Raw genomic sequence first — 21,853 nt, 5'->3', positions numbered from 1 at the left:
CCGGGCCGCCCGGGCCGAATCCCACGGGTTGCGGGGCGTCCGCCAACAGCGCCACTATCGCGGCTGGATTGGGGCGGGAGGCGGCCGATGAGCGCGACCGAGATCGGGGCCGACGAGACGCCGGCCGTCGTGCTGACGCCCCTGACCCCGCGCGCCCGGCTGAAGGCCATCCTCGGCGGCTCGGCCGGCAATCTGGTCGAGTGGTACGACTGGTATGTCTACTCGACCTTCAGCATCTATTTCGCCAGCACCCTGTTTCCCAAGGGCAGCCAGACCGCCCAGTTCCTGCAGGCCGCCGGCGTCTTCGCCCTCGGCTTCCTCGCACGCCCGCTCGGGGCCTGGATCATGGGAATCTACGCCGACCGCGCCGGCCGCCGCGCCGCCCTGACCCTGGCGGTGGGCGCGATGTGCTTCGGCTCGCTGATCATCGCCTTCATCCCCAGCTACGCCCAGATCGGCGTCGCCGCGCCCGCGGTCCTGCTGATCGCCCGCATTATTCAAGGCCTGTCGGTCGGCGGCGAGTACGGCGCCAGCGCCACCTACATGAGCGAGATGGCCGGCCGGAAGCGGCGCGGCTTCTGGTCCAGCTTCCAGTACGTCACCCTGATCATGGGCCAGCTGGTGGCGGCCGTGGTGCTCGTCGTCCTGCAGCAGATCCTGACCCCGGATCAGCTGCATGACTGGGGTTGGCGCATTCCCTTCGCGGTCGGGGCCGTCCTGGCGGTGATCGTCTTCTGGATCCGACGCGGCCTCGAGGAGTCGGCGTCCTTCACCGCGGCGCGCGAGGAAAAGGGGCGGGGCGACGCCCTGCTGCTGTTCACCAGGTTCCCGCGCGAGACGGCGATGATCTTCCTGCTGACGGCGGGCGGCTCGCTCGGCTTCTACGCCTACACCACCTACATGCTGAAATACCTGGTCAATACGGCCGGCTTCTCGAAGGAGGCGGCCGGGGCGATCAACCTCACCACCCTGGTGGCCTTCGCGGCCATCCAGCCGCTGATCGGCGCGCTCTCCGACCGGGTCGGCCGCAAGGCCATGCTGGTCGTCGCCTTCGGCGTCGGCGCGATCATCGCCTATCCGGTGTTCAAAATCGTGGGCGGGACGGCCAGCGCCGTCGTCGCTTCGCTGGCCATCTTCGCCGCTTTGGTGGTGCAGAGCGGCTACACGGCCATCAGCGGCCTGGTGAAGGCGGAGCTCTATCCCGCCCATGTGCGCGCCCTCGGCGTCGCCTTGCCCTACGCGCTCGCCAACGCCCTGTTCGGCGGCACGGCCGAATACGTCGCCCTATGGTTCAAGGACGTCGGCCTGGAGAGCGGCTTCTTCTTCTACGTCGCCGCCGTCATGGCCGTCGCCACGCTCGTCGCCTTGACGATGCGAGACACGCGGCGGCACAGCCTCATTTCGGAGGACTGAGCGTCAGCGCCGCCCGCAGGGCTTCGATGTCGGGCGGCCCGAAGTCGTCCTTCGCGGCGGGCGAGGGCGCGGCTTCGGCCGGCGGCGCCGCCTCGGCGTTGAAGCTGAGCGCCTGGCCGAACAGGGTCGAGCGGGTCAGCAGGGTCTTGGCGCGTGTGTCGCAGTCGGCCGGGGGCGCCCAACCCATCCAGAACTGGCCGAGCTGCGCCTTGCCGACCGTCGAGGCGGCGGCCCAGACGCTGCGGCCGCGGTTCACGGCCTGGCCGCCGCGCACATTGATCGGCTGCGGGCTCGCCTTCTCGGCGGCGGTCATGGCGTCCTGGTAGACGATCAGGCTCGCCTTCGCGGCGTCGCGCTGCTCGGGATAGACCTTGTTGATGTTGTCCTCGGTCGAGGGCGTCGGGAAGGCGCGCTCGATGCGGGTCACCTCCGGCATGGCGTCGTCGTAGAGATCGACGTAACCGGCGACCGCGCCATAGCACCACGCGACATAGCCGTAGTCGTCGGTCGGGGCCGAGGCCGCCGACTGCCCCAGCGCCGCGGGGGCGGCCGGCTCGGTCGGTTCGGTCGGCTCGGCCCGCTCGGTCGGCGGCGGCAAGACCGGCCGGGGGGCTTCGGGCGAGGTCGCCATCGGGCCGTCCTGCGCGATGGCGGGCAGGGTGGCGGAAGCGGCGACGCCGAGCGCGGCCAGGGCGACAAGGAGGGTACGCGGCATCGAAGATCCTTCAAACATCGGGCGAGGCCGGCGCCCCGAAACCTCCGCCCCCCGGGGTTTCGATCTCGATGGCCTCGCCGACGGCTACAGATACGGAAAAGCAGCCCGGAAGTTCCTCTATAGACCCATCGACGTGGATCAAGCGTTGCCGCCCGGCCACAGCCGGCCCGCCGCCTGCGATCCCCTGCGGCGCGTGCTCCCGCCGGGTCGACAGCAGGGCGGCCTCCAGCGGCGCCAGAAAGCGGATGCGTCGCCGGGCCCCGTCGCCGCCGCGATGCAGGCCGGCGCCGCCCGAACCGGCCCGCACGCCGAAGTGCTCCACCCGCACCGGGAAGCGCCGTTCGAGAATCTCCGGGTCGGTCAGGCGGGAGTTGGTCATGTGGGTGTGGATGGCGCTGGCGCCGTCGCGTCCGGCCGTCGCCCCGGCCCCGCCGCACAGGGTCTCATAGTACTGCCGCCGCGCGTCGCCGAAGGTGAAGTTGTTCATCGAGCCCTGGCTGTTGGCCATCACCCCCAGCGCCGCATAGAGGGCGTCGACCACGTGCTGGCTGGTCTCCACGTTGCCGGCCACCACCGCCGCCGGCGGCCGCGGGGCCAGCAGCGAGCCGGGGCGAACGCGGATGTCCAGCGGCGCCAGGCAGCCGGCGTTCAACGGGATGTCGTCGTCCACCAGGGTGCGGAACACATAGAGCGCGGCGGCGTCGACGATGGCCGACGGGGCGTTGAAGTTCGAGGCCAGTTCGTCGCTCGAGGCGGTGAAGTCGAGCACCGCCGTCCCGGCCGCGGCGTCGACCGTCACCTCGACGGCGATCTCGCCGCCGCCGTCCATCGGCGCCGTCGCCTTGCCGTTCTTCAGCCGGCCGACCGCCCGCTGCACCGACTGCTCGGCGTTCCTCTGCACGAAGCCCATGTAGCGGGCCACCGCCTCGCCGCCCCAGGCCGCGATCATCCGGGCCACCGCCTCGCCCCCGGCCTGGCAGGCGGCGATCTGGGCCTTCAGGTCGCCGACGTTCTGGTCGGGATTGCGCGCCGGCCAGCGACCGGAGGCGAGCGCCGCGCGCACCTCGGCCTCGAGGAAGACGTGGTCCCGCAGGATTGGCAGGGCGTCGAGCAGCACGCCCTCCTCGTCGAGCGTCTTGGAGAACGGCGGCATCGAGCCGGGCTGCACCCCGCCGACGTCGGCGTGGTGGCCCCGGGCCGCCACATAGAAGGTCGGCCGCTCGGCGTCGGGCTCGACGAACACGGGCATGACCACCGTGATGTCCGGCAGGTGCGTGCCCCCCGCGTAGGGGTTGTTCAGGGCGAAGGCGTCGCCGGACCGCAAGGTCGGATGCCGGTCGCGCACCGCCCGCACGCTGGCGCCCATGCTGCCCAGGTGCACCGGCATGTGCGGGGCGTTGGCCACCAGTCCGCCGTCGGCGTCGAACAGGGCGCAGGAAAAGTCGAGCCGCTCCTTGATGTTCACCGACTGCGCCGTCCGCTCCAGCGCCGCCCCCATCGCCTCGGCCACGCCCATGAAGCGCCGGTTGAACAGCTCCAGGGTGACGGGATCGGGTTTGCTGGCGTCGAGGGTTTGAGCGGAAGCGGCCGTGGTGCGGACGAGGCGCACGAGCTGGTCCGCCTCGACCGTGGCGCGCCAACCCGCCAGCACCGCGATCTGGGTGTCGCCGCGCACGACAAGGGCGGGGCCTTCAAGCGGGGCGTTCACCGTTTCAATTTCCCTCCCCCTCGATGGGGGAGGGGCAGGGGTGGGGGTGGTTGCCGAGGTTGGGTTCTGCAAAGCGTCCTTTGGTCCGTCCGACGCCGCATTCACCCGCACCCCTGCCCCTCTCCCATCAAGGGAGAGGGGTTCGGTCGCCTCCACCTCCACCGACGCGATCAGCACCGTCCGCCCAGGCTCGACAAATCCGAACAACCGTTGGTGCGCCGCCTCGAACTCCGCCGTCGCCTCGGCCAACCCGCCCAACGCCACCGGCAGCGCCGCGTCTGAACCCTCGTACCGCAGACGCAACCGCAGCTGAGCTTCACCCGCCGCCGCGCCCTGCGCCGCCAATCCCGCCCGAGCGTCCTCGGCCAAGCGCCCGGCGAGGTCGCCCGCAGCCGCCAGCCCTGCCTCATCCAGCGCCCGCTCCAGTCCCGCCTGCCGCAGCACCCGCGCCCGCGCCTGCCCGATCCCCCAGGCCGACAGCAGCGACGCGTAGCGCGGGCTCAGCACCTCGGTGACGCCCAGCGCCTCGGCCACGTCGCAGGCCACCTGGCCCGCCGCCCCGCCGAAGGCCACCAGTGCGTGGTCGCGCGGGTCGAACCCGCGCTCGGTGGAGATGCGTCGCACCGCCTGCGCCATCTGTTCGACGGCGACCGCGAGGAAGCCCTCGGCCGCCGCCTCCGCGCTATCCGCCCCCATCGCCGTCGCCAGTTCGCCCAGCCTTGCCCGCGCCGCCGCCACGTCCAGCGGGGAGTCGCCCCGTGGCCCGAAGATCGGCGGGAAGTGCGCCGGGTCCAGCCGCCCCAGCACCAGGTTGGCGTCGGTCACCGTCGCCGGTCCGCCGCGCCCATAGGCCGCCGGCCCCGGGTCGGCTCCCGCGCTGGCAGGGCCGACCCGCGCGCGAAAGCCGTCGAACGCCAGGATCGAGCCGCCGCCGGAGGCCACGGTCTCCACGTCCAGCATCGGGCTGCGCAGCCTGGCCCCGGCCACCCGCGCCTGGTCGCGCCGCTCCAGCGTCCCCGCGTAGCGGCAGACGTCGGTCGAGGTGCCGCCCATGTCGAAACCCAGCGCCGCCGTGGCGCCCGCCGCTTCCGTGGTCCGCGCCACGCCCACCACCCCGCCGGCCGGGCCGGAGAGCACGGCGTCGCGTCCCCGAAACGCATCGGCCCGCACCAGCCCGCCCGCCGAGGTCATGAACCACAGCGGCGCGCCCGCCACCGCGCCCGCCACCCGCTCGACATAGCGGCGCAGCACCGGCGTCAGGTAGGCGTCGGCGACCGCCGTCTCGGCGCGCGGGATGAAGCGGGGCAGGGGCGAGGCCTCGTGGCTCAGCACCACGGTTTGAAACCCGGCCGCCGACGCCAGCCGCCCGGCGGCGATCTCGTGAGCGGGATTGAGGTCGGAGTGCAGGAAGGCGACGGCCACGCTCTCGAAGCCGTCCGCGACCGCCTGAATAAGCTCGGCGGCCAGCGCCCGCTCGTCCAGCGCCGTCACCACCGTCCCGTCGGCGCCGAGCCGCTCGTCGGCCTCCACCGTCCGCGCCTGCAGCGGCGCCGGCCGCTCCGGCGACAGGGCGAAAAGGTCGGGGCGCGCCTGATCGCCGATGGTCAGGGCGTCGGCGAAGCCGCGCGTGACCACCAGCAGGGTCCGGGCGCCCTTGCGTTCCAGAAGGGCGTTGGTGGCCACCGTCGTGCCCATCTTGATCGCCGCCACCCGCTCGGCCGGGAAGGGCGCTCCGGCCTCGGCCCCGAGCAGCCGGCGCATGGCCTCGACCGCTGCGTCCTCATAGGCGGCCGAGGCGGAAAGCAGCTTGCGGCTGTGCTCGACGCCTTGCGGATCGCGGCCGATCACGTCGGTGAAGGTGCCGCCGCGATCGATCCAGAAGGTCCAGCCTTCTCCACCCGCAGCTGTTGCAGTTGTCATGATCGCGCCACGGTCCTAAGCTCAACCTCGTTCCCATGACCTTCTGGCGCAACATTGCAAGCCTCGCCGCGCGCGCGACTGACGCGGCGGAGTGCACCGAGTGTCCCCCGGGCTTGCCCGGGCGCGACCCCGCGTTCTCCACGGCGGTCACCGCCCTGGGCGCCAAGCTGGCCAAGGCCGACGGCCACGCCGACCACGATGAATTCGCCGCCTTCGCCCAGGTGTTCCAGCCGGATCGCCGCTCGGAGGCCAACGTCCATCGCCTGTACGACCTGGCGCGGCAGACCACCCACGGCTTCGAAAGCTACGCCCGCCGTCTGGCCAAGCGCTATCGCACCTGCCCGCAGCTGCTGGAGGATGTGCTCGACGGCCTGTTCCACATCGCCAAGGCCGACGGCGCCGTCAGCCATGACGAACTGAGCTACCTCGAGCGCGTCGCCCATCTCTTCGGCCTGTCGCCCCTGTCGTTCCGCCGCCTGACCGCCACCCACATCGGCGCCGGGCCTGACGATCCCTATGTGGTGCTCGGCGCCCTGCCGGACGTCTCGGACGACGACCTGCGCACCGCCTGGAAGCGCGCCCTGTCCGAGGCGCACCCCGACCGCGCCCGCGCGCGCGGGCTGCCGGACGAGTTCGTGGAGGTGGCCGAAGCCAAGGCCGCCTCCATCAACGCCGCCTTCGACACCGCCATGCGCGAGCGGCGCGAACTGGCCCTGGGCGCGGCCTAGGTCGTAAGCGCCCGAATAAGCGGCATTTTGGCGACGATCACGCGGAATTTCCGGAGTCGAGGATCGCGATCGGTTGACGCGCGCTTCACGGGCGCCCAACTTGGAGATTGGCGTTTGTTGCCATGCGCCAGGAACATTGCAGGATCGTGATGGCCCAAGGCTCTTCATCCCGACAGCTCCCGCCCCAGCCGGCCTTCAAGGGCCTGGCGTGGATCGGCGGCCTCGTCGCCACCCTCGCGGCGGCGGCGATCGGTGCGGTTCTGGCGGTGTTCTTCGCGGCCACCGTGGTGGTTATCGCGCTGATGTCCAGCGCCCTCCTGGCGCTCGCCGGCCTGGCCATGCGCGCCCGCCGCACGGTGCGCGCCCGCGCCCCCTCGGATCCCAACCTGATCGAAGCCCGCAACGTCGGCGGCCACTCCTGGGTCGCCTACGGCTGGCGCGACCGCGCTTAGGCGCCTCGCCGCCGGATCAACCGGCCGCGCCCACCTTCGTGCAACTGGCCACCGGCTGCAGGCCCTGGGCGTCGCCCGCGCTCAGCAGGCTCTCGTACCAGTCGGCGGTATCGCCCTTGGTCCACCAGGTGAGCCGCCGACCCGCCGTCGGCGCGCTCTCGCCCGTGTAGCGCGCGCCCGAGGCCGAGATGGCGATGGTCGTCACATAGGTCATGCCGTCGATGGTCAGGCTCGCCTTGGCCTCGGTCGACCTGGCGTTGTCGTAGACAGCCTTCACCGTCTTGCCGTTGCTGCAGCGGTAATCGACCTCTGTGGTCGTGGGGGCCGCGGGCGCGGCGGCCTCGGCCGTCTTCGGGGCTTCGGGGGGCGCCGACGCCCCCTTCTTCTCGCCGCATCCCGCGAGCATCAAGCCGCCCGTCGCCAGCAGCGCCGCGGCCATGGTCACCTTGCGCATGTCTTGTCCGCTCCCTTCGAAGCTGAACAAACTCCGCCGTAAGCGGCTCGGTTCCGCCCGGCCGCCAAAGGAAAACCCCCGGAATCGCTTCCGGGGGCCCCCAACGACGGCGATCGGCCTGGAGCGATCAGCAGCCCTTGGTCTGATAGTTGGCCAGCAGCATGTTCATGCGCTGCTGCTCAGGGCTGACCGTGGCGGGCATGGCCGGCATTGCGGCGGCGTTGGCGGCCGGGGCGCCGCCTTGCGCGGCCGAGGCGGCCATCTGGTTGGCGGCGCTGAACAGGCCGCGACCGACCGGGCTCGACAGCGCGCCATTCATCATCGCGGCCTGACCGCCGAGCGCGGCGCCGAGGCCGAGCAGGCGGCCGGCGACGGCGCGGCCCTGAGCCTTCTTCTGTTCGGCGGCGGCGGCCTGCTGCTGGGCGGCCGCGTTCTGTTGCTGCTGCTGCATGATCACCGCGTTCAGCATGTTGGCTTCGGTGCTGATCTGCTCGCAGGTCATGGTCTTGTCGGTCGGGCGCAGCACCTGGAACACTTCGGCGGCGGCGGGAGGGGCGGCCGGAACGGCGGGGGCCTGGGCGAAGGCGGGAGCGGCGACGAGGGCGGCGACGGCCGCGACGCTGAGGACACGCATGGACTTCTTCCTTCCTGGGTCTTCTGAACTTGGGCTCGGGCGCATCGCGCCGGAGGCGTTGACGAGGGGCAGGCCGAACGCCGCAACGCACCTGGGCGCGGCGCGAGGAGCTTGCCGGGAATGGGGAGAGTGCTGAGCAACGACCAGTCGCCCCGCGTCGTCGGCGACGCGGGCGAAAGGCGCCCCGATAGGGATGACGGCCGAAGCCTTCATCATCTCAAACCCCAAACCCCATCAGCATCTTAGTGGGATAACAGGGTTTTGAAATCTTACATTTGCCGCAATTCGGCCCTTTTTAGCGACGTTGCAGCACCCGGAAGATGAATCCGTGGTCGTCGTCACAACCGGCGGGATATGCGCGGCGCTCGACCTCGCTCCACTCGGCCTCGTCGAAAGACGGAAACCGCACGTCACCCTCGGGCGCGGCGTCCACCTCGGTCAGGTAAAGTCGGCGCGCCTTGGGCAGCGCCAGGGCGAAAACGCCCGCCCCCCCGATCACGCAGACTTCCTCGGCCCCATCGTCGGCGGCCTCCTCGCGGGCGATCTGCAGCGCCTCGGAGAAGTTGTCGGCCGGCACGGCGCCCTTGTCCTCGAACGCGCCGTCGCGGGTCAGCACGATGTTCATGCGGCCGGGCAGGGGCTTTCTCGGCAGGCTGTCCCAGGTCTTGCGGCCCATGATCACCGGCTTGCCGAAGGTGTGCTGCTTGAACAGCGCCAAGTCCGACTTCAACCGCCACGGCAGGCCGCCGTCGCGGCCGATCACCCCGTTGCTGGCCCGGGCGACGACGATGGCGAGGGGGGTCATGCTCCGGCCCTCAGACCGCCACGTCCGCCTTGATGTGCGGATGGTGCTGGTAGCCCTCCAGCACGAAGTCGCTCAGCTCGTAGGCGAAGAGGTCGCGGCGCGGCAGGATCTTCAGCTCGGGGAACGGATAGGGCTGGCGGCTCAGCTGCTCGCGGGCCTGGTCCAGGTGGTTCAGATAAAGGTGCGCGTCGCCGAAGGTGTGCACGAACTCGCCCGGCTTCAGGCCGGTCACCTGCGCCAGCATCAGGGTCAGCAGGGCGTAGGAGGCGATGTTGAAGGGTACGCCCAGGAACACGTCGGCGCTGCGCTGGTAGAGCTGGCACGACAGCCTGCCGTCGGCCACGAAGAACTGGAACAGGCAATGGCAGGGCGGCAGCGCCATGTCCTCGACATCGGCCGGGTTCCAGGCGCTGACCACGTGGCGGCGGCTGTTCGGATTGACCTTCAGGTTCTCGACCAACTGGGCGATCTGGTCGATCTGCCGCCCGTCCGGCGCCGCCCATGAACGCCACTGCTTGCCATAGACCGGGCCGAGGTCGCCGTTCTCGTCGGCCCATTCGTCCCAGATCGTGCAGCCCCGTTCCTGCAGCCATTTGACGTTGGTCGAGCCCTGCAGGAACCACAGCAGCTCCAGCGCGATGGCCTTCATCGGCAGGCGCTTGGTGGTCAGCATCGGGAAGCCGCGCGACAGGTCGAAGCGGATCTGCCGACCGAACACGCCCTTGGTGCCCACGCCCGTGCGGTCGCCCCGCTCGACGCCGTTCTCCAGGATGTCGCGCAGAAGGGCGAGGTACTGGTGCTCGGGATGCGTCGGGTCGGCCGAGACGGTCGGTTCGATCGCGACGATGTGCGGCGTGGGGGCGGACATGGGCATTACCCTGCGAAGACGCTTCAGCGTCTACCGATTCGGCCGACGAAGGGTTAGCGGCGGAAGGTCACTGATCTGTGGAGAAGGGCGATCGTCCACAGCTAGTTGCTCACCCAATCCTTCGTCATGCTGAGCAGCGCCGTCAGGCGCGTGTCGAAGCACGCAAGGCGGCGCTGCTGTGCGTGCTTCGACACGGCCGCCTGCGCGACCTGCTCAGCATGACGACCTCAGAAGACAGCTAACCGTGGTCACCCCGCGAACCCGCCCTCGTCCAGATACGCCTGCTCCTCCTCGGTCGTCTCGCGGCCGAGCGCCGGATTGCGGTGGGGGAAGCGGCCGAAGCGGTCGATGATTTCCTTGTGGTTCACCGCCCACTTCAGGCTGTTCTCATCGCCGGTGTCGTCGTGCAGCGCCTCGAACAGGGTGACGCTCAGCGCCTGGTCGGCCGGGTCCTCGGAGTGTTCGAACGGCAGGTAGAAGAAGGGCCGCAGCTCCGGCTCGACCTGGGTGTCGAAGTCCTCGGCGATGGCGGCCCGGGCCACGGCGCGGGCCTTGCCGTCGGTGGCGAAGGCGTGGCCCGAGCGGCGATAGAGATTGCGCGGGAACTGGTCGAGGCAGATCAGCAAGGCCAGCGCGCCGTCGGGCGTCGCCGCCCAGTCGTCATGCTCGCCGCGCGCGCAGGCGTGATGCACCGGCTCGAAGCGCAGCCGGATCGCCTCGTCGAACGAGGGACCGCCCCGGAACCACTTGCTCGGGCCGGCATGGGTCCAGAAGGTGATCACGTCCTGGGGGCTCGCCATGGCCTCCTGATAGCCCGATTCCGTTCAAGTCCGGTTCAGCCGTGCAGCGTTAACACTTTCCATCAAGGGACAATTCGTCCTTCGGAGTGTTCGACAGATGAAACGCGTAGTGACGTCTGCGCTCGTCCTGACCCTGCTCGCCAGCGGGTCGGCGTTCGCGCAGGAAGGTCGTGGCGGGGAGGGCCGAGGCGGCCCCCGTGGCGATCGCGGAGGGGGCGCCGCCGCGCAACAGGGCGGCGGCGGCTTCCAACGGCCGGACCGGGGCTCGTTCGACCGAGGCGACCGGCCCAGTCGGGGCGACATGCCCGGGCCGCGCAACGGCCGTACCCCGGAGCAGCAGCGATCCCAGCCCGCGCCGCGGCCGCAAGCCCAGCCGCAACCCGACCGAGGCCTCTCGGGCGGGCCGGATCGCCAGCGCGGTCCGGATCGCGCCGATCCCCGCCCCGATCAGCGGAGGCCGGGCCAGACCGGCTTCAACCCGCGCGGGCAGGACCAGCAGCGGCCGGGCTTCGACCAGCGCGGCCCCGATCGCAATGGCCCAGACCGTAACGATCTACGCCGCAACGACCCGCGGCGCGATGATCGCTTCGACGGCGGGCGCTTCGACGGGCGTCCGGGGCAGCAGTTCAACGGCGGCCAGTTCGATCGCAATCGTCCGGGCATCGGCTTCCGCCCCGGCGGCCAGCTTCGCGACCGCGATCGGGGTCGCCAGCGGTTCGACCAGCGCATGTGGCGTCCCAGCTATCGCGCGCCGCAGCGTTTCCGGGCCCCGGTCTGGCGTCCGCCGGTCGGCTATTACGCCTACAACTGGCGGTTCGGCGACTACCTGCCGCGCGCCTGGTTCGGAGTTTCCTATTACTTGAACTGGATGATGTACGGCCTGCCCATGCCGCCCATCGGTTGCGAATGGGTTCGGGCCGGCTCCGACGCCATCCTGGTCGATACCTGGACCGGTCAGGTGCTCAGCGTCTACTACGGCGTCTTCTGGTAAGCGGCGCGCTCGCCACAACGAAGCCCCGGGGTTCATTCCCTGGGGCTTTTTTGTCTCCTAATCGGACCCGTTCCCTTGACGAAACGGCAAAAAGCCGCTCCTAAGCGCGGCTTTCGAACCGAGCCGTTGCGCCAGCAACCGCCGACCTACCTGTCTGGAGACAAGATCATGCGCGTCTACTACGACCGCGACGCCGACCTCGCCCGCGTCCTCGACAGGAAGATCGCCATCGTAGGCTACGGCTCGCAGGGCCGCGCCCACGCCATGAACCTCAAGGACTCGGGCGTGAAGGACGTGGTCATCGCGCTCCGTCCCGGTTCGGCCACCGCCAAGAAGGTGGAAGCCGACGGCCTGCGCGTCATGAGCGTCGCCGAAGCCTCGGCCTGGGCCGACGCCGTCATGATCCTGGCGCCGGACGAGCTGCAGCGCGAAATCTGGCTCAACGACATCAAGGACAACATCAAGGACGGCGCCGCCCTGATGTTCGCCCACGGCCTGAACGTCCACTTCGGCCTCATCGAGCCGAAGAACACCGTCGACGTGCTGATGGTCGCCCCGAAGGGCCCGGGCCACACCGTGCGCGGCGAATACCTCAAGGGCGGCGGCGTGCCCTGCCTGATCGCGGTGCATCACGACGCCACCGGCAACGCCATGGACTTCGGTCTGGCCTACGCCAGCGCCATCGGCGGTGGGCGCTCGGGCGTCATCGAGACCAACTTCCGTGAAGAGTGCGAAACCGACCTGTTCGGCGAGCAGGTCGTTCTGTGCGGCGGCCTCGTCGAGCTGATCCGCGCCGGCTTCGAAACCCTGGTGGAAGCCGGCTACGCGCCGGAAATGGCCTATTTCGAGTGCCTGCACGAAGTGAAGCTGATCGTGGACCTGATCTACGAAGGCGGCATCGCCAACATGAACTACTCGATCTCGAACACCGCCGAGTACGGCGAGTACGTGACCGGCCCGCGCATCGTGACGCCGGAAACCAAGGCCGAGATGAAGCGCGTGCTGGAAGACATCCAATCGGGCAAGTTCACCCGCGACTGGATGCTGGAAAACACCGTCGGCGCCCCCAGCTTCAAGGCGACCCGTCGCCGCGCGGCCGAGCACGAGATCGAGCAGGTCGGCGAACGCCTGCGCGGCATGATGCCGTGGATCACCAAGAACGCCCTGGTCGACAAGGCCCGCAACTAAGCGGTCTCATCGCACCCAGCGAACGAACGGAAAGGGCGGCTTCGGCCGCCCTTTTTGTTTTTGGGCGTCTCGCATAGCTTGGACGTATGGAAGTCTTCGCGCCGTTCTTCACCTTGTTGATCGCGTTTGCGGGCCCCGGGGTGGTCCTTCCTCTGGCCTTTGTGCTTTGGCTTGTATTCGGACGTTGGCGGCGAAGGCCCGAGTTCCGCAAGCTCGTTATTTGGCTTCTGGGCATCTCGCTACCTTGGGTGTTTCTTTCCTATTGGAGCGCTCTTACCGAGCGCGACGTCAACACGCCCAGTCATTCACCCTGGGCCGGTCCAATTGTCATTGGTGTCCTGATCGCAACTGTGGCGCTCGCCGTCGCCGCATGGGTCCGAAACCCAAAAGCTCAGTTGGAATTCACGGTTTGGGGCGTGGTCAACACCTGGATCGCGCTCATGGCGGCGCTCATGTATGGCATGGCGACTACCGGCGGTTGGCTATGAGCGACGCCAACTGAGATGCCTCCTTCCTACTAAGCCGTCAGCCCCGCCGCCGCCATTCGCAGCGCTCCGCCAGGCGCCTCTTCAATCACGTCGCCGTGGCTCACCAAGATGCGGGTAAGCTCGGGCTCGTCGGCCCAGGTCCGCATCTCACCGGCCAGACACGTGGTGTCTTTCACGACCGCCTTCTTGCCTAGTTTTGGCGCCTCCGGACGCTCGGCGCATTGAAATGGACGCCATTTGATGACATATTTGATGCCTTAGGAGACGCTCCCATGCGCACTACCGTGGTTCTCGACGACGACCTCGTCGCCGACGCCCAGGAGATGACGGGCATCACCGAGAAGACGGCGCTTCTACGGAAGGCGCTCAAGACCTTGGTGGAGATTGAGGCCTCGCGGCGGTTGGCCTTGCTGGGCGGTTCGCAGCCGGATCTGGATGTGCCGCCACGCCGGCGCCCTGAATTTTGATCCTCGCGGATACCTCGATCTGGGTCGCGCACTTTCGAGCCGACCGCCCGCTTTTGCGCGAGCTGTTGTCGGCGCGACGCGTCGCCATGCACGCGTTTGTCGCCGGAGAATTGGCGATGGGCAATCTGCCCACCCGGAACGCGACGCTGGGCTGGTTCGAGCGTATGCCGCAAGCGCCCGTCGCCAGCCACGCGGAGGTGATGGCGATGATCGAAAAGCGTCGCCTGTCCGGCCGCGGCGTCGGCTATACCGACGTCCATCTTCTGGCGTCTTCAGCGCTTGCGCCGGCCAATCAGCTATGGACTGAAGATCGCCGCCTTGAAGCTCTTGCCCGAGACTTGGGTTTGCGGGTCTTCGAACCCTGAACTCACGCCTTCGCTAGCCACCCCGCCACTTCGTGCATGTCCCGCGCGATGGCGACCGTCAGCCCGCGCATCTCGTCCGTCGGCTCCAGCAGGTCGGGTATCATCACCGTCATCGTCCCGGCGGCCGAGGCGGCGCGCACGCCGTTGTAGCTGTCCTCCAGCGCCAGGCAGAACTCGGGCGCGACGCCCAGCCGCTGGGCGGCCACGAGATAGGGATCGGGCGCGGGCTTGCCGCGCGCATAGTCGCCGTCGGCGACGACGGCGTCGAAGCGGGGCAGGATGCCGCTGGGGCCGAGGTGCGCCACCACCGCCGGGTGACCCGACGAGGTGGCGATGGCGCGTGGCAGGCCCACGGCGTCGAGCCGGTCCAGCATCCCGATAACCCCCGGCTTCAGGGCGATGCCCACGGCGCAGGCGGCGGCCACCCGCTCGGAGACCAGGCCGCGCCAGGCGGTGACGTCGAAGGTCTCGCCGAGGTGGTCCCGCACCCGTGCGTCGCCGACCAGGGCGGGCATGCCCACCAGGCTGAGAAACAGCGACATCGGCATCTCGTGGCCCATCTCGGCCACGGTCGCGGTCATCACGTCGCGATACAGCGCCTCGGTGTCGCAGAGCAGGCCGTCCATGTCGAAGATGACGGCCCGCGGAACGCGGGGGAACGGCGAGGTCACGCTCAGGCCTCGGCGAACTCGCTCGCGCGATAGCCCTGGAAGTAGAGCAGGGCGGTCAGGTCCGAGTGGTCGATGCGGGCGTCGGCCTGGGCGGCCACCACCGGCTTGGCGCGGTAGGCGACGCCCAGCCCGGCGGCCTCGATCATCGCCAGGTCATTGGCGCCGTCGCCGATGGCCACGGCCTCGAACGGCGTCAGGCCGAGCACCGCGGTTTCCTCCAACAAGGCGTCGAGCTTGGCCTGTTTGCCGAGGATCGGCTCGCCCACCGCGCCGGCGAGCGTATCGCCCTCCATGATGAAGCTGTTGGCGCGGCTGGCGTGGAAGCCGGCGGCGGCGGAGACCCGGTCGGTGAAGAAGGTGAAGCCGCCGCTGACCAGGATGCAGTAGGCGCCGTGCGCGGCCATCGTCTTCACGGCGACGGCCGCGCCGGGGTTCAGTTGCACGCGGGCGTCGTAGCATTGCTGAAGCGCGCCGGACGACAGACCCTTCAGCATGCCGACCCGCTCGCGCAGCGCGCCTTCGAACTCCAGCTCGCCGCGCATGGCGCGCTCGGTGATGGCGCTGATCTCGGCCTTCTTGCCGGCGAAGTCGGCCAGTTCGTCCAGGCATTCAACGTTGATGATCGTGGAGTCCATGTCGGCGATCAGCAGGCGCTTCTTGCGCCCCGCCTCGGGCTGCAGGCACCAGTCGACCGGCAGGCCCTCGACGCCGCGCTGCGCGCGATCCGTCCAGGTCGCCATGTCGTCCTTGACCACATAGTCGAGGGCGCCGGGGCCCAGCGCGTCGCCCGAGTGCAGCACCAGGCGCTTGCGAGCCTCCTCGACGGCTTCGGGATCGGGGCTGACGAGGGTAAGAGCGAACATCGAGTTTCCGTATTCAAGCGAGACAATATTGGAGCGGCCCCGCATCTGGCTGATCGCCGGCCCCACGGCAAGCGGCAAGACCGCCCTGGCCCTCACTCTGGCCGAGCAGTGTGGCGCCGAAGTGGTCAACGCCGATTCCATGCAGATCTATCGCGATCTGCCGGTGCTCACCGCCCGTCCGACCCCGGAAGAGGAGGCCCGGGCGCCGCATCACCTGTTCGGCGTCGCCGACGCGGCCGAGTCCTGGTCGGTCGGCCGCTGGCAGACGGCGGCCCTGGCGGCGCTGGACGACATCGCCGCGCGCGGCCGTCCCGCCGTCGTCGTCGGCGGCACCGGCCTCTACTTCCGCGCCCTGACCCACGGCCTCGCCGACACCCCCGCCGTCTCCGAAGCCGAGCGCCAGGCTCGCACCGACGCCTTCGACGCGGAGGGCGAAGCCGCCTTCCGCGCCCGCCTCGCCGTCCTTGATCCCGCCGCCGCCGCCCGCATCGAAGTCGGCGATCGCCAGCGCCTGATCCGCGCCATGGCCGTCGCCGAGGTCACCGGCCGGGCGCTCAGCGCCTGGCAGGCCGAAACCCAGGCCCCGCTCGCCGCGAACGCCTGGACCGGCCTCGTCCTCGATCCGCCGCGCGACGCGCTCTACGCCCGCTGCGACGCCCGCCTCGGCCGCATGATCGAGGCCGGGGCGCTGGAGGAGGTGAGGGCGCTCGCCGCCCGCAACCTGCCGGCCGCCCTCCCGGCCCTGAAAGCCGTCGGCTACCGCGAACTGGCCGCCTGCGTCGCCGGCGAGGCCTCGCTGGACGACGCGTTGGCCGCCGCCCGCCAGGCCACGCGCAACTACGCCAAACGCCAGGCGACCTGGTTCCGCAACCAGATGGGCGGATGGACGCGCGTCGAGGCCTTCGGCGAGGCCGCCGCGTCACAGGCGGCGTGGAGGTAGTTTCTTGCGCAACAACCCATGTTGACCCCGCCTTGCTGGCGTGGCATGCACCTGAGCTCTGGTTTTGGAGAAAACTCGTGCGCGCGAGCCTGGTACTTACCGAGCGGCCGACAACGGACTGACCCGCAAGAGGTCACGCCGTCATCGGTCGCGCGCATAGGCCCCCACCGGGGCCTTTTTTGTTTTTCAGCCCAGATTTTCCGCTCCAACGGACCCGAGCCAAACGGACCGAGCCATGTCAGCCCAAGACACCATGCCCTCCGAGATCGACGAGATCGATCAGACCGCCCCTGAAATCATGACCGGCGCCGAGATCGTGGTGCGCGCCCTCGTCGATCAGGGCGTCGATACGCTGTTCGGCTATCCGGGCGGGGCGGTGCTGCCGATCTATGACGCGCTCTTCCAGCATGACGAGAAGGTCGGCGCCAACAGCGGCCTGCAGCACATCCTGGTCCGCCACGAGCAGGGCGCCACCCACGCCGCCGAGGGCTACGCCCGCTCGTCGGGAAAGCCGGGCGTCGTCCTGGTCACCTCCGGCCCGGGCGCGACCAACGCCATCACCGGCATCGTCGACGCCCTGATGGACTCGATTCCGATGGTCGTCTTCACCGGCCAGGTCCCGACCCACCTGATCGGCACCGACGCCTTCCAGGAGGCCGACACCGTCGGCATCACCCGCGCCTGCACCAAGCACAACTACCTGGTGAAGGACCCGGCGGACCTGGCGCGCACCATTCACGAGGCGTTCCACATCGCCACCTCCGGCCGTCCCGGCCCGGTGCTGATCGACATTCCGAAGGACGTCCAGTTCGCCAAGGCCGCCTATGTCGGCCCGGAGGCGGCCCGTCCGCTGCACGGCTACGCGCCCAAGACCAAGGGCGACGCGGCCAAGATCGCCGAGGCGGCCGCGATGATCGCCGGCGCCAAGCGCCCGATCTTCTACACCGGCGGCGGCGTCATCAACGCGGGGCCCCGCGCCAGCGAACTGCTGCGCGAGTTCCAGGCCCTGGTCGGCGCGCCGGTCACCTCCACCCTGATGGGCCTGGGGGCCTTCCCCGCGGCCGATCCGGCGTGGCTGGGCATGCTCGGCATGCACGGCGCCTATGAAGCCAACCACGCGATGCACGACTGCGACGTGATGATCTGCATCGGCGCCCGCTTCGACGACCGGGTCACCGGCCGCCTCGACGCCTTCTCGCCGGGCTCGAAGAAGATCCACATCGATATCGACGCCTCGTCGATCAACAAGAACGTCCACGTCGACCTCGGCATCGTCGGCGACGCCGGCAGCGTGCTGGAAGACCTGATCGCCGCCTGGAAGGCCGCCGGCCACCAGGCCGACCGCAAGGCCCTGGGCAAGTGGTGGGCGCAGATCGACGCCTGGCGCGCGGTCCAGTGCTTCCGCTATTCGCCCAGCGAGACGGTGATCAAGCCGCAGTACGCCATCGAGCGGCTGTACGCCCTGACCAAGGACCGCGACACCTACATCACCACCGAGGTCGGTCAGCACCAGATGTGGGCCGCCCAGTTCTACCGTTTCCAGGAGCCCAACCGCTGGATGACCTCCGGCGGCCTCGGCACCATGGGCTACGGCCTGCCCGCCGCCGTCGGCGCCCAGCTGGCCCACCCGGACAGCCTGGTCATCGACATCGCCGGCGAAGCCAGCATCCAGATGTGCATGCAGGAGATCTCCACGGCCGTGCAGTTCAACCTGCCGATCAAGATCTTCATCCTCAACAACGAGTGGATGGGCATGGTCCGCCAGTGGCAGGAACTGCTGCACGGCCAGCGCTACAGCCAGAGCTATTCGGAGAGCCTGCCGGACTTCGTGAAGCTGGCCGAGGCCTATGGCGCGGTCGGCATCCGCTGCGATAACCCGGCCGAGCTGGACGCCAAGATCCTCGAGATGATCGACAGCCCGCGCCCGGTGATCTTCGACTGCCGGGTCGAGAAGGCCGAGAACTGCCTGCCGATGATCCCGTCCGGCAAGGCCCACAACGAAATGATCCTGCCCACCGACGACGCCGACCTCGGCTCGGTGATCGACGCGGCGGGGCGCAAGCTGGTTTAGGACTTGGGGTTGCAGCCCTTCCCCCCCGGCGGGGGAAGGGCTAAGCCAAGCCGTCAGCCTGGAGCCGTCATGACCACCTCCCAGCCCGCATCCGCCTACGACATGCCAGGAGCCAAGGTGGCCGAAAGCACCGCGACGTTCGCCCTGCTGGTCGATAACGAGCCCGGCGTCCTTCACCGCGTCGTCGGCCTGTTCGCCGCCCGCGGCTACAATATCGAGAGCCTCACCGTCGCCGAGACCGACCGGCGGGCCCACACCAGCCGCATCACCGTGGTCACCCGCGGCACCCAGCAGGTGCTGGAACAGATCGAGGCGCAGCTCAAGAAGGTGATCTCCGTCCGCCGCGTGCAGGATGTCACCCGCGATCCCAACGGCGTCGAGCGCGAACTCGCCCTCATCAAGGTGCGCGGCGAGGGCGGCGATCGCGTCGAGGCCCTGCGCGTGGCCGATATCTTCCGCGCCCGGGTGATCGACACCACCGCCCAGAGCTTTGTCTTCGAACTCACCGGCGCGCCGTCTAAGATCGACAGCTTCGTCGAACTCATGCGCCCCATGGGTCTGGTGGAACTCTCCCGCACGGGGGTGCTTTCCATCGAGCGGGGCGCCGAAGGCATGTAGAGGAGCCGCGCCGTGAGCCTGGCCTTCCTGTTCGCCGCGCTCGCGCTCCAGGCCCCGCCTGAGCTCCTGCCGACGGTCCCGCCCCCCGAGCCCGCGCCACCCCCGGCCGCCGCGACGTCCGAGGCGCCCGCGTCGCAGCCTTACGACGCCGCCGCCTGGTGGTCGACGCCCCTGGTCAAGCCGCTGGTGCAGGTCGATCCGCTCTACGGCCGCCGCCTCCGCAGGGGGGAGACGCCGCCCCGCATCGACGCCGGGGTCGACGCCTCGCTCTACCGCCTTTGGGGCCTGCAGCCGCTGCAGAGCCGCATTCTCCGCCGCAACGAGATGATCCTCGAGGTCTGGCGCCGCCCGACCAAGGACCTGCGCCAGGTGGTCATTCGCCTGACCGTGCGGGGCGACGGCCGCGCCTTCGTCAACGCCCGCGCTGGCCTCCTGTGCTGCGAGCCCGCCGTCGCCCGCCGGGTCGATGTCGACGCCGAGCTGCCGGATCCAGCCGCCTCCACCCTGCTGACCCTCAAGGATGATCCGATGTGGGATACGCCCCGCACGGTCGAGGTCGACTACGGCGGCGGCACGGTCAGCGCCATCTGCGTCGACGGCGTCTCCTGGGAGGTCATCCTCGCCACGCCCGAGAAGGTGCGCCAGCTGCGCCGGGCCTGTGACGATCCGGAGCTGGGCCAGGTCGCCAACGCCGTCTCCCCGGCGCTCGCCGCCGCCCTCGGCCGCGACCCGCGCCTCGACATCATCTTCCCCAAGGGAGCGGGCCTCGACGCCGAGCGCGCCGCCTACGCCGCCCTGATCGCGGGGGGAGGGCGGCTGAAGCCCTCGCGGGGCGCCCCCGCCCCGCCGCCCGAGCCGCAGCCGGCTCCAGCGGAAGGCGACGACGCCCCGGAGGACGCGCCGAACGAAGCCTTCGCGCCGGGAATTCCGGTCCCGGCGCCCGCGCTCCCCGCGCCCTAATCGACCGTCGGCGCACGCAGCAGGTCGAGGCGGAACAGCAGGCCGCCGATGGCGGCCCCGATCGCCGGGGCGACGATGAACAGCCACAACTGGCCCAGCGCCTCGCCGCCGACCAGCACCGCCGGGCCGAAGCTGCGGGCCGGATTGACCGAGACGCCGGTCACCTGGATGCCGACGATGTGGATCACGGCCAGGGCGATGCCGATGCCGATCCCGGCGAAGCCCGGCGCCGAGCCCGCCCCGGTCGCGCCGAGGATGACGATGACGAACAGGGCGGTCATCACGATCTCGAACAGCAGTGCGGCCTGCATCGAGTATTCGCCGAGATAGCCCGGGCCCCAGCCGTTGCGGCCGAGGCCGCTCGCGGCGCCGTTCTTGGCCAGCATCATTAGAATCGCCGCGCCGGCCAGGGCGCCGGCGAACTGGGCGACCCAGTACAGCAGCATGTCCTTGGCCGACATCCGCCGGGCGATGAAGGCGGCCAGGCTGACCGCCGGGTTCACATGGCAGCCCGAACAGGGGCCGATGCCGTAGGCCATGGCGATGATGGCGAAACCGAAAGCCAGGGCGATGCCCAGCTGACCCACATGGTCGCCGCCCAACACCGCCGCCCCGCAGCCGAACAGAACCAGAGCCAATGTGCCGATGAACTCGGCGATGTACTTTGACATGGTTGCCTCCCGTTTGAGTTCTCGAAACCGGAACGGCGGGGAGCATGACCGCAAACGTGACCGTGGAACACCGGCGATCGCCGATGTCACAATCTTTGACAATCGGGGCTGCCGACGCCGACGTCGGCGTCGGGTTCTTCCCCTCTTAGCCCGGGGTCCCTATATTGAAGGGGTCCGGGTTCGCCCGGACTATGGAGATAAACGCGCACGTAATAAGCGGCCTGGACCCGGGTGCGATTCCCGGCGGCTCCACCAACCTTACCTCGAGTTATCGCGAGGAAGCACGGGGCCGATCAGCATCGACAGACGTGTAAAGGTGTTTGCTTTCTCTCGGCATGGTTCCGCCGTATCGGGCCATTTTCTAAATGCGAACGATAACTTCGCTGAAGAGTTCGCCGTCGCCGCGTAATGCGGTGCAGGTGAGTTCGACCTAAAGCCCTGGGGGTTCAGATCCTCAGGCGGGGCTCGGAGGGGGCCTGGCAACAGAACCCCTCCACTTCATCCTCCATCGCTGAACATTTGCCCGCTCGGGGGCTCTCGGACGGCTTCCGTTCGGAGGCTCGGCGATCTAGTTTGCGCCATGGCCAACACACCTCCGCCGCAAGACCAGATGGGCTACGAAGCGATGGCGCAGGACGCCCTGCGCGGCGTCGTTCGCACCGCCCTCAAGGTCGCCGCCTCGCCGCGCGGCCTGCCCGGCGATCACCACTTCTACATCTCGTTCCGCACCCGCGCGCCGGGCGTCTCCGGCCCCCCCGAGGTGCTGGGCAAATATCCGGACGAGATGACCATCGTCCTGCAGCACCAGTACCAGGACCTCGCCCCGGGCGAGACCTTCTTCGCCGTCACCCTGCGCTTCGGGGGCGCGCCCAAGCGGCTGTCGATTCCGTATTCGGCCGTGACCCGGTTCTACGATCCGAGCGTGCAGTTCGTGCTGCAATTCCCGCCGCCGGAGGGAGAGGAGGCTCCGCCGGAGCCGGAGCCCGAAACCGCCGCCGAGGCGCCGGCCGAGGGCGGGGAGGAAGCCAAGATCGTCTCGCTCGATCAGTTCCGAAAGAAATAG

General features: G+C 69.6%; 24 protein-coding genes and 1 other RNA gene. 14 read left to right on the top strand and 11 right to left on the bottom strand.

Annotated features, from left to right (window positions below):
* Positions 1–87: 87 nt before the first annotated feature.
* Positions 88–1,413, top strand: coding sequence for an MFS transporter (locus ACFLIT_RS10980; protein ID WP_479911272.1), 1,326 nt, complete (start codon positions 88–90; stop codon positions 1,411–1,413).
* Here the strand turns inward: ACFLIT_RS10980 and ACFLIT_RS10975 are convergent.
* Both ACFLIT_RS10975 and ACFLIT_RS10970 read right to left on the bottom strand, forming a co-directional pair.
* Positions 1,397–2,128: a hypothetical protein gene (locus tag ACFLIT_RS10975; protein ID WP_479911271.1), complete on the bottom strand. Its 732-nt coding sequence runs from the start codon at positions 2,126–2,128 to the stop codon at positions 1,397–1,399. The genes ACFLIT_RS10980 and ACFLIT_RS10975 overlap by 17 nt on opposite strands.
* Before the next feature lie 10 nt (positions 2,129–2,138).
* The gene (locus tag ACFLIT_RS10970) at positions 2,139–5,756 is read right to left on the bottom strand and encodes a hydantoinase B/oxoprolinase family protein (RefSeq protein ID WP_479911270.1); all 3,618 of its coding nucleotides are present in this window, start codon (positions 5,754–5,756) and stop codon (positions 2,139–2,141) included.
* Between the two features lie 35 nt (positions 5,757–5,791).
* Here ACFLIT_RS10970 and ACFLIT_RS10965 point away from each other — a divergent pair, with 35 nt between their 5' ends.
* Positions 5,792–6,484 (top strand): TerB family tellurite resistance protein, encoded by a 693-nt coding sequence (locus ACFLIT_RS10965; protein WP_479911269.1) that lies wholly within the window; start codon positions 5,792–5,794, stop codon positions 6,482–6,484.
* A gap of 122 nt (positions 6,485–6,606) precedes the next feature.
* Entirely contained in the window at positions 6,607–6,936 is a 330-nt protein-coding gene (locus ACFLIT_RS10960; RefSeq protein ID WP_479911268.1) for a hypothetical protein, read from the top strand.
* A gap of 16 nt (positions 6,937–6,952) precedes the next feature.
* Here the strand turns inward: ACFLIT_RS10960 and ACFLIT_RS10955 are convergent, their stop codons facing one another.
* From ACFLIT_RS10955 to ACFLIT_RS10935, 5 genes are all read right to left on the bottom strand, one after another.
* Entirely contained in the window at positions 6,953–7,390 is a 438-nt protein-coding gene (locus ACFLIT_RS10955; protein ID WP_479911267.1) for an MliC family protein, read from the bottom strand.
* 127 nt (positions 7,391–7,517) lie between these two features.
* Complete coding sequence (locus tag ACFLIT_RS10950) at positions 7,518–8,024, bottom strand: hypothetical protein (RefSeq protein ID WP_479911266.1); 507 nt, start codon at positions 8,022–8,024, stop codon at positions 7,518–7,520.
* Positions 8,025–8,319: 295 nt separating this feature from the next.
* On the bottom strand, positions 8,320–8,829 hold the full coding sequence (locus tag ACFLIT_RS10945) for a dihydrofolate reductase (protein WP_479911265.1): 510 nt from the start codon (positions 8,827–8,829) through the stop codon (positions 8,320–8,322).
* Between the two features lie 10 nt (positions 8,830–8,839).
* A complete protein-coding gene (locus ACFLIT_RS10940; RefSeq protein ID WP_479911264.1) occupies positions 8,840–9,697 on the bottom strand; it encodes a thymidylate synthase in 858 nt (285 codons plus the stop codon).
* Positions 9,698–9,945: 248 nt separating this feature from the next.
* A complete protein-coding gene (locus ACFLIT_RS10935; RefSeq protein WP_479911263.1) occupies positions 9,946–10,497 on the bottom strand; it encodes a DUF924 family protein in 552 nt (183 codons plus the stop codon).
* A gap of 109 nt (positions 10,498–10,606) precedes the next feature.
* On the opposite strand from ACFLIT_RS10935, the gene ACFLIT_RS10930 reads away from it, so the two are divergent.
* The 3 genes from ACFLIT_RS10930 (at position 10,607) to ACFLIT_RS10920 (ending at position 13,164) form a co-directional block, all read left to right on the top strand.
* Positions 10,607–11,488 carry an RcnB family protein gene (locus ACFLIT_RS10930; RefSeq protein WP_479911262.1) on the top strand — a complete coding sequence of 294 codons (882 nt, stop codon included), beginning with the start codon at positions 10,607–10,609 and terminating at the stop codon, positions 11,486–11,488.
* Between the two features lie 168 nt (positions 11,489–11,656).
* Complete coding sequence (gene ilvC / locus ACFLIT_RS10925; RefSeq protein ID WP_479911261.1) at positions 11,657–12,676, top strand: ketol-acid reductoisomerase; 1,020 nt, start codon at positions 11,657–11,659, stop codon at positions 12,674–12,676.
* Between the two features lie 86 nt (positions 12,677–12,762).
* A complete protein-coding gene (locus ACFLIT_RS10920; protein WP_479911260.1) occupies positions 12,763–13,164 on the top strand; it encodes a hypothetical protein in 402 nt (133 codons plus the stop codon).
* Between the two features lie 29 nt (positions 13,165–13,193).
* Here the strand turns inward: ACFLIT_RS10920 and ACFLIT_RS10915 are convergent, their stop codons facing one another.
* Entirely contained in the window at positions 13,194–13,340 is a 147-nt protein-coding gene (locus ACFLIT_RS10915) for a hypothetical protein (protein WP_479911259.1), read from the bottom strand.
* 96 nt (positions 13,341–13,436) lie between these two features.
* Between ACFLIT_RS10915 and ACFLIT_RS10910 the strand changes: the two genes are divergently transcribed.
* Together ACFLIT_RS10910 and ACFLIT_RS10905 are read left to right on the top strand one after the other, a co-directional pair.
* Positions 13,437–13,631 carry a type II toxin-antitoxin system VapB family antitoxin gene (locus ACFLIT_RS10910; RefSeq protein WP_479911258.1) on the top strand — a complete coding sequence of 65 codons (195 nt, stop codon included), beginning with the start codon at positions 13,437–13,439 and terminating at the stop codon, positions 13,629–13,631.
* The gene (locus tag ACFLIT_RS10905; protein ID WP_479911257.1) at positions 13,628–13,996 is read left to right on the top strand and encodes a type II toxin-antitoxin system VapC family toxin; all 369 of its coding nucleotides are present in this window, start codon (positions 13,628–13,630) and stop codon (positions 13,994–13,996) included. Before ACFLIT_RS10910 ends, ACFLIT_RS10905 begins: the two co-directional genes overlap by 4 nt.
* Positions 13,997–13,998: 2 nt before the next feature.
* On the opposite strand, the gene ACFLIT_RS10900 is transcribed toward ACFLIT_RS10905, so the two are convergent.
* A complete protein-coding gene (locus tag ACFLIT_RS10900; protein WP_479911256.1) occupies positions 13,999–14,667 on the bottom strand; it encodes an HAD family hydrolase in 669 nt (222 codons plus the stop codon).
* Positions 14,668–14,669: 2 nt separating this feature from the next.
* Positions 14,670–15,530, bottom strand: coding sequence for a phosphoserine phosphatase SerB (gene serB, locus ACFLIT_RS10895; RefSeq protein WP_479911255.1), 861 nt, complete (start codon positions 15,528–15,530; stop codon positions 14,670–14,672).
* Between the two features lie 28 nt (positions 15,531–15,558).
* Here serB and miaA point away from each other — a divergent pair, with 28 nt between their 5' ends.
* From miaA to ACFLIT_RS10875, 4 genes are all read left to right on the top strand, one after another.
* A complete protein-coding gene (miaA, locus tag ACFLIT_RS10890) occupies positions 15,559–16,470 on the top strand; it encodes a tRNA (adenosine(37)-N6)-dimethylallyltransferase MiaA (protein ID WP_479911254.1) in 912 nt (303 codons plus the stop codon).
* 253 nt (positions 16,471–16,723) lie between these two features.
* Entirely contained in the window at positions 16,724–18,541 is a 1,818-nt protein-coding gene (locus tag ACFLIT_RS10885; RefSeq protein ID WP_479911519.1) for an acetolactate synthase 3 large subunit, read from the top strand.
* 69 nt (positions 18,542–18,610) lie between these two features.
* A complete protein-coding gene (gene ilvN / locus ACFLIT_RS10880; protein WP_479911253.1) occupies positions 18,611–19,159 on the top strand; it encodes an acetolactate synthase small subunit in 549 nt (182 codons plus the stop codon).
* 12 nt (positions 19,160–19,171) lie between these two features.
* On the top strand, positions 19,172–20,119 hold the full coding sequence (locus ACFLIT_RS10875; RefSeq protein WP_479911252.1) for a hypothetical protein: 948 nt from the start codon (positions 19,172–19,174) through the stop codon (positions 20,117–20,119).
* Here ACFLIT_RS10875 and ACFLIT_RS10870 read toward each other — a convergent pair.
* The gene (locus ACFLIT_RS10870) at positions 20,116–20,880 is read right to left on the bottom strand and encodes an aquaporin (protein WP_479911518.1); all 765 of its coding nucleotides are present in this window, start codon (positions 20,878–20,880) and stop codon (positions 20,116–20,118) included. The genes ACFLIT_RS10875 and ACFLIT_RS10870 overlap by 4 nt on opposite strands.
* A 43-nt stretch (positions 20,881–20,923) precedes the next feature.
* Here ACFLIT_RS10870 and ssrA point away from each other — a divergent pair.
* Positions 20,924–21,288: a transfer-messenger RNA gene (gene ssrA / locus ACFLIT_RS10865) on the top strand.
* An 82-nt stretch (positions 21,289–21,370) separates the two neighbouring features.
* The gene (locus tag ACFLIT_RS10860) at positions 21,371–21,853 is read left to right on the top strand and encodes an SspB family protein (RefSeq protein ID WP_479911251.1); all 483 of its coding nucleotides are present in this window, start codon (positions 21,371–21,373) and stop codon (positions 21,851–21,853) included.

The organism is Caulobacter sp. HJHS_5 (genome assembly GCF_056683955.1).
Note: the sequence above shows the minus strand (reverse complement) of the source record. Positions and strands in the feature narration are given on the sequence as shown.

Bases quoted from the DNA above. Each gene is read 5' to 3' on its own strand.
- ACFLIT_RS10910 (WP_479911258.1), top strand. From the start codon at position 13,437: ATGCGCACTACCGTGGTTCTCGACGACGACCTCGTCGCCGACGCCCAG.
- ACFLIT_RS10955 (WP_479911267.1), bottom strand. From the start codon at position 7,390: ATGCGCAAGGTGACCATGGCCGCGGCGCTGCTGGCGACGGGCGGCTTG.
- ACFLIT_RS10920 (WP_479911260.1), top strand. From the start codon at position 12,763: ATGGAAGTCTTCGCGCCGTTCTTCACCTTGTTGATCGCGTTTGCGGGC.
- ACFLIT_RS10970 (WP_479911270.1), bottom strand. From the start codon at position 5,756: ATGACAACTGCAACAGCTGCGGGTGGAGAAGGCTGGACCTTCTGGATC.
- ACFLIT_RS10960 (WP_479911268.1), top strand. From the start codon at position 6,607: ATGCGCCAGGAACATTGCAGGATCGTGATGGCCCAAGGCTCTTCATCC.
- ACFLIT_RS10935 (WP_479911263.1), bottom strand. From the start codon at position 10,497: ATGGCGAGCCCCCAGGACGTGATCACCTTCTGGACCCATGCCGGCCCG.
- ilvN (WP_479911253.1), top strand. From the start codon at position 18,611: ATGACCACCTCCCAGCCCGCATCCGCCTACGACATGCCAGGAGCCAAG.
- serB (WP_479911255.1), bottom strand. From the start codon at position 15,530: ATGTTCGCTCTTACCCTCGTCAGCCCCGATCCCGAAGCCGTCGAGGAG.
- ilvC (WP_479911261.1), top strand. From the start codon at position 11,657: ATGCGCGTCTACTACGACCGCGACGCCGACCTCGCCCGCGTCCTCGAC.
- ACFLIT_RS10940 (WP_479911264.1), bottom strand. From the start codon at position 9,697: ATGTCCGCCCCCACGCCGCACATCGTCGCGATCGAACCGACCGTCTCG.
- ACFLIT_RS10950 (WP_479911266.1), bottom strand. From the start codon at position 8,024: ATGCGTGTCCTCAGCGTCGCGGCCGTCGCCGCCCTCGTCGCCGCTCCC.
- ACFLIT_RS10965 (WP_479911269.1), top strand. From the start codon at position 5,792: ATGACCTTCTGGCGCAACATTGCAAGCCTCGCCGCGCGCGCGACTGAC.
- ACFLIT_RS10980 (WP_479911272.1), top strand. From the start codon at position 88: ATGAGCGCGACCGAGATCGGGGCCGACGAGACGCCGGCCGTCGTGCTG.
- ACFLIT_RS10885 (WP_479911519.1), top strand. From the start codon at position 16,724: ATGCCCTCCGAGATCGACGAGATCGATCAGACCGCCCCTGAAATCATG.
- ACFLIT_RS10860 (WP_479911251.1), top strand. From the start codon at position 21,371: ATGGCCAACACACCTCCGCCGCAAGACCAGATGGGCTACGAAGCGATG.
- ACFLIT_RS10975 (WP_479911271.1), bottom strand. From the start codon at position 2,128: ATGCCGCGTACCCTCCTTGTCGCCCTGGCCGCGCTCGGCGTCGCCGCT.
- ACFLIT_RS10945 (WP_479911265.1), bottom strand. From the start codon at position 8,829: ATGACCCCCCTCGCCATCGTCGTCGCCCGGGCCAGCAACGGGGTGATC.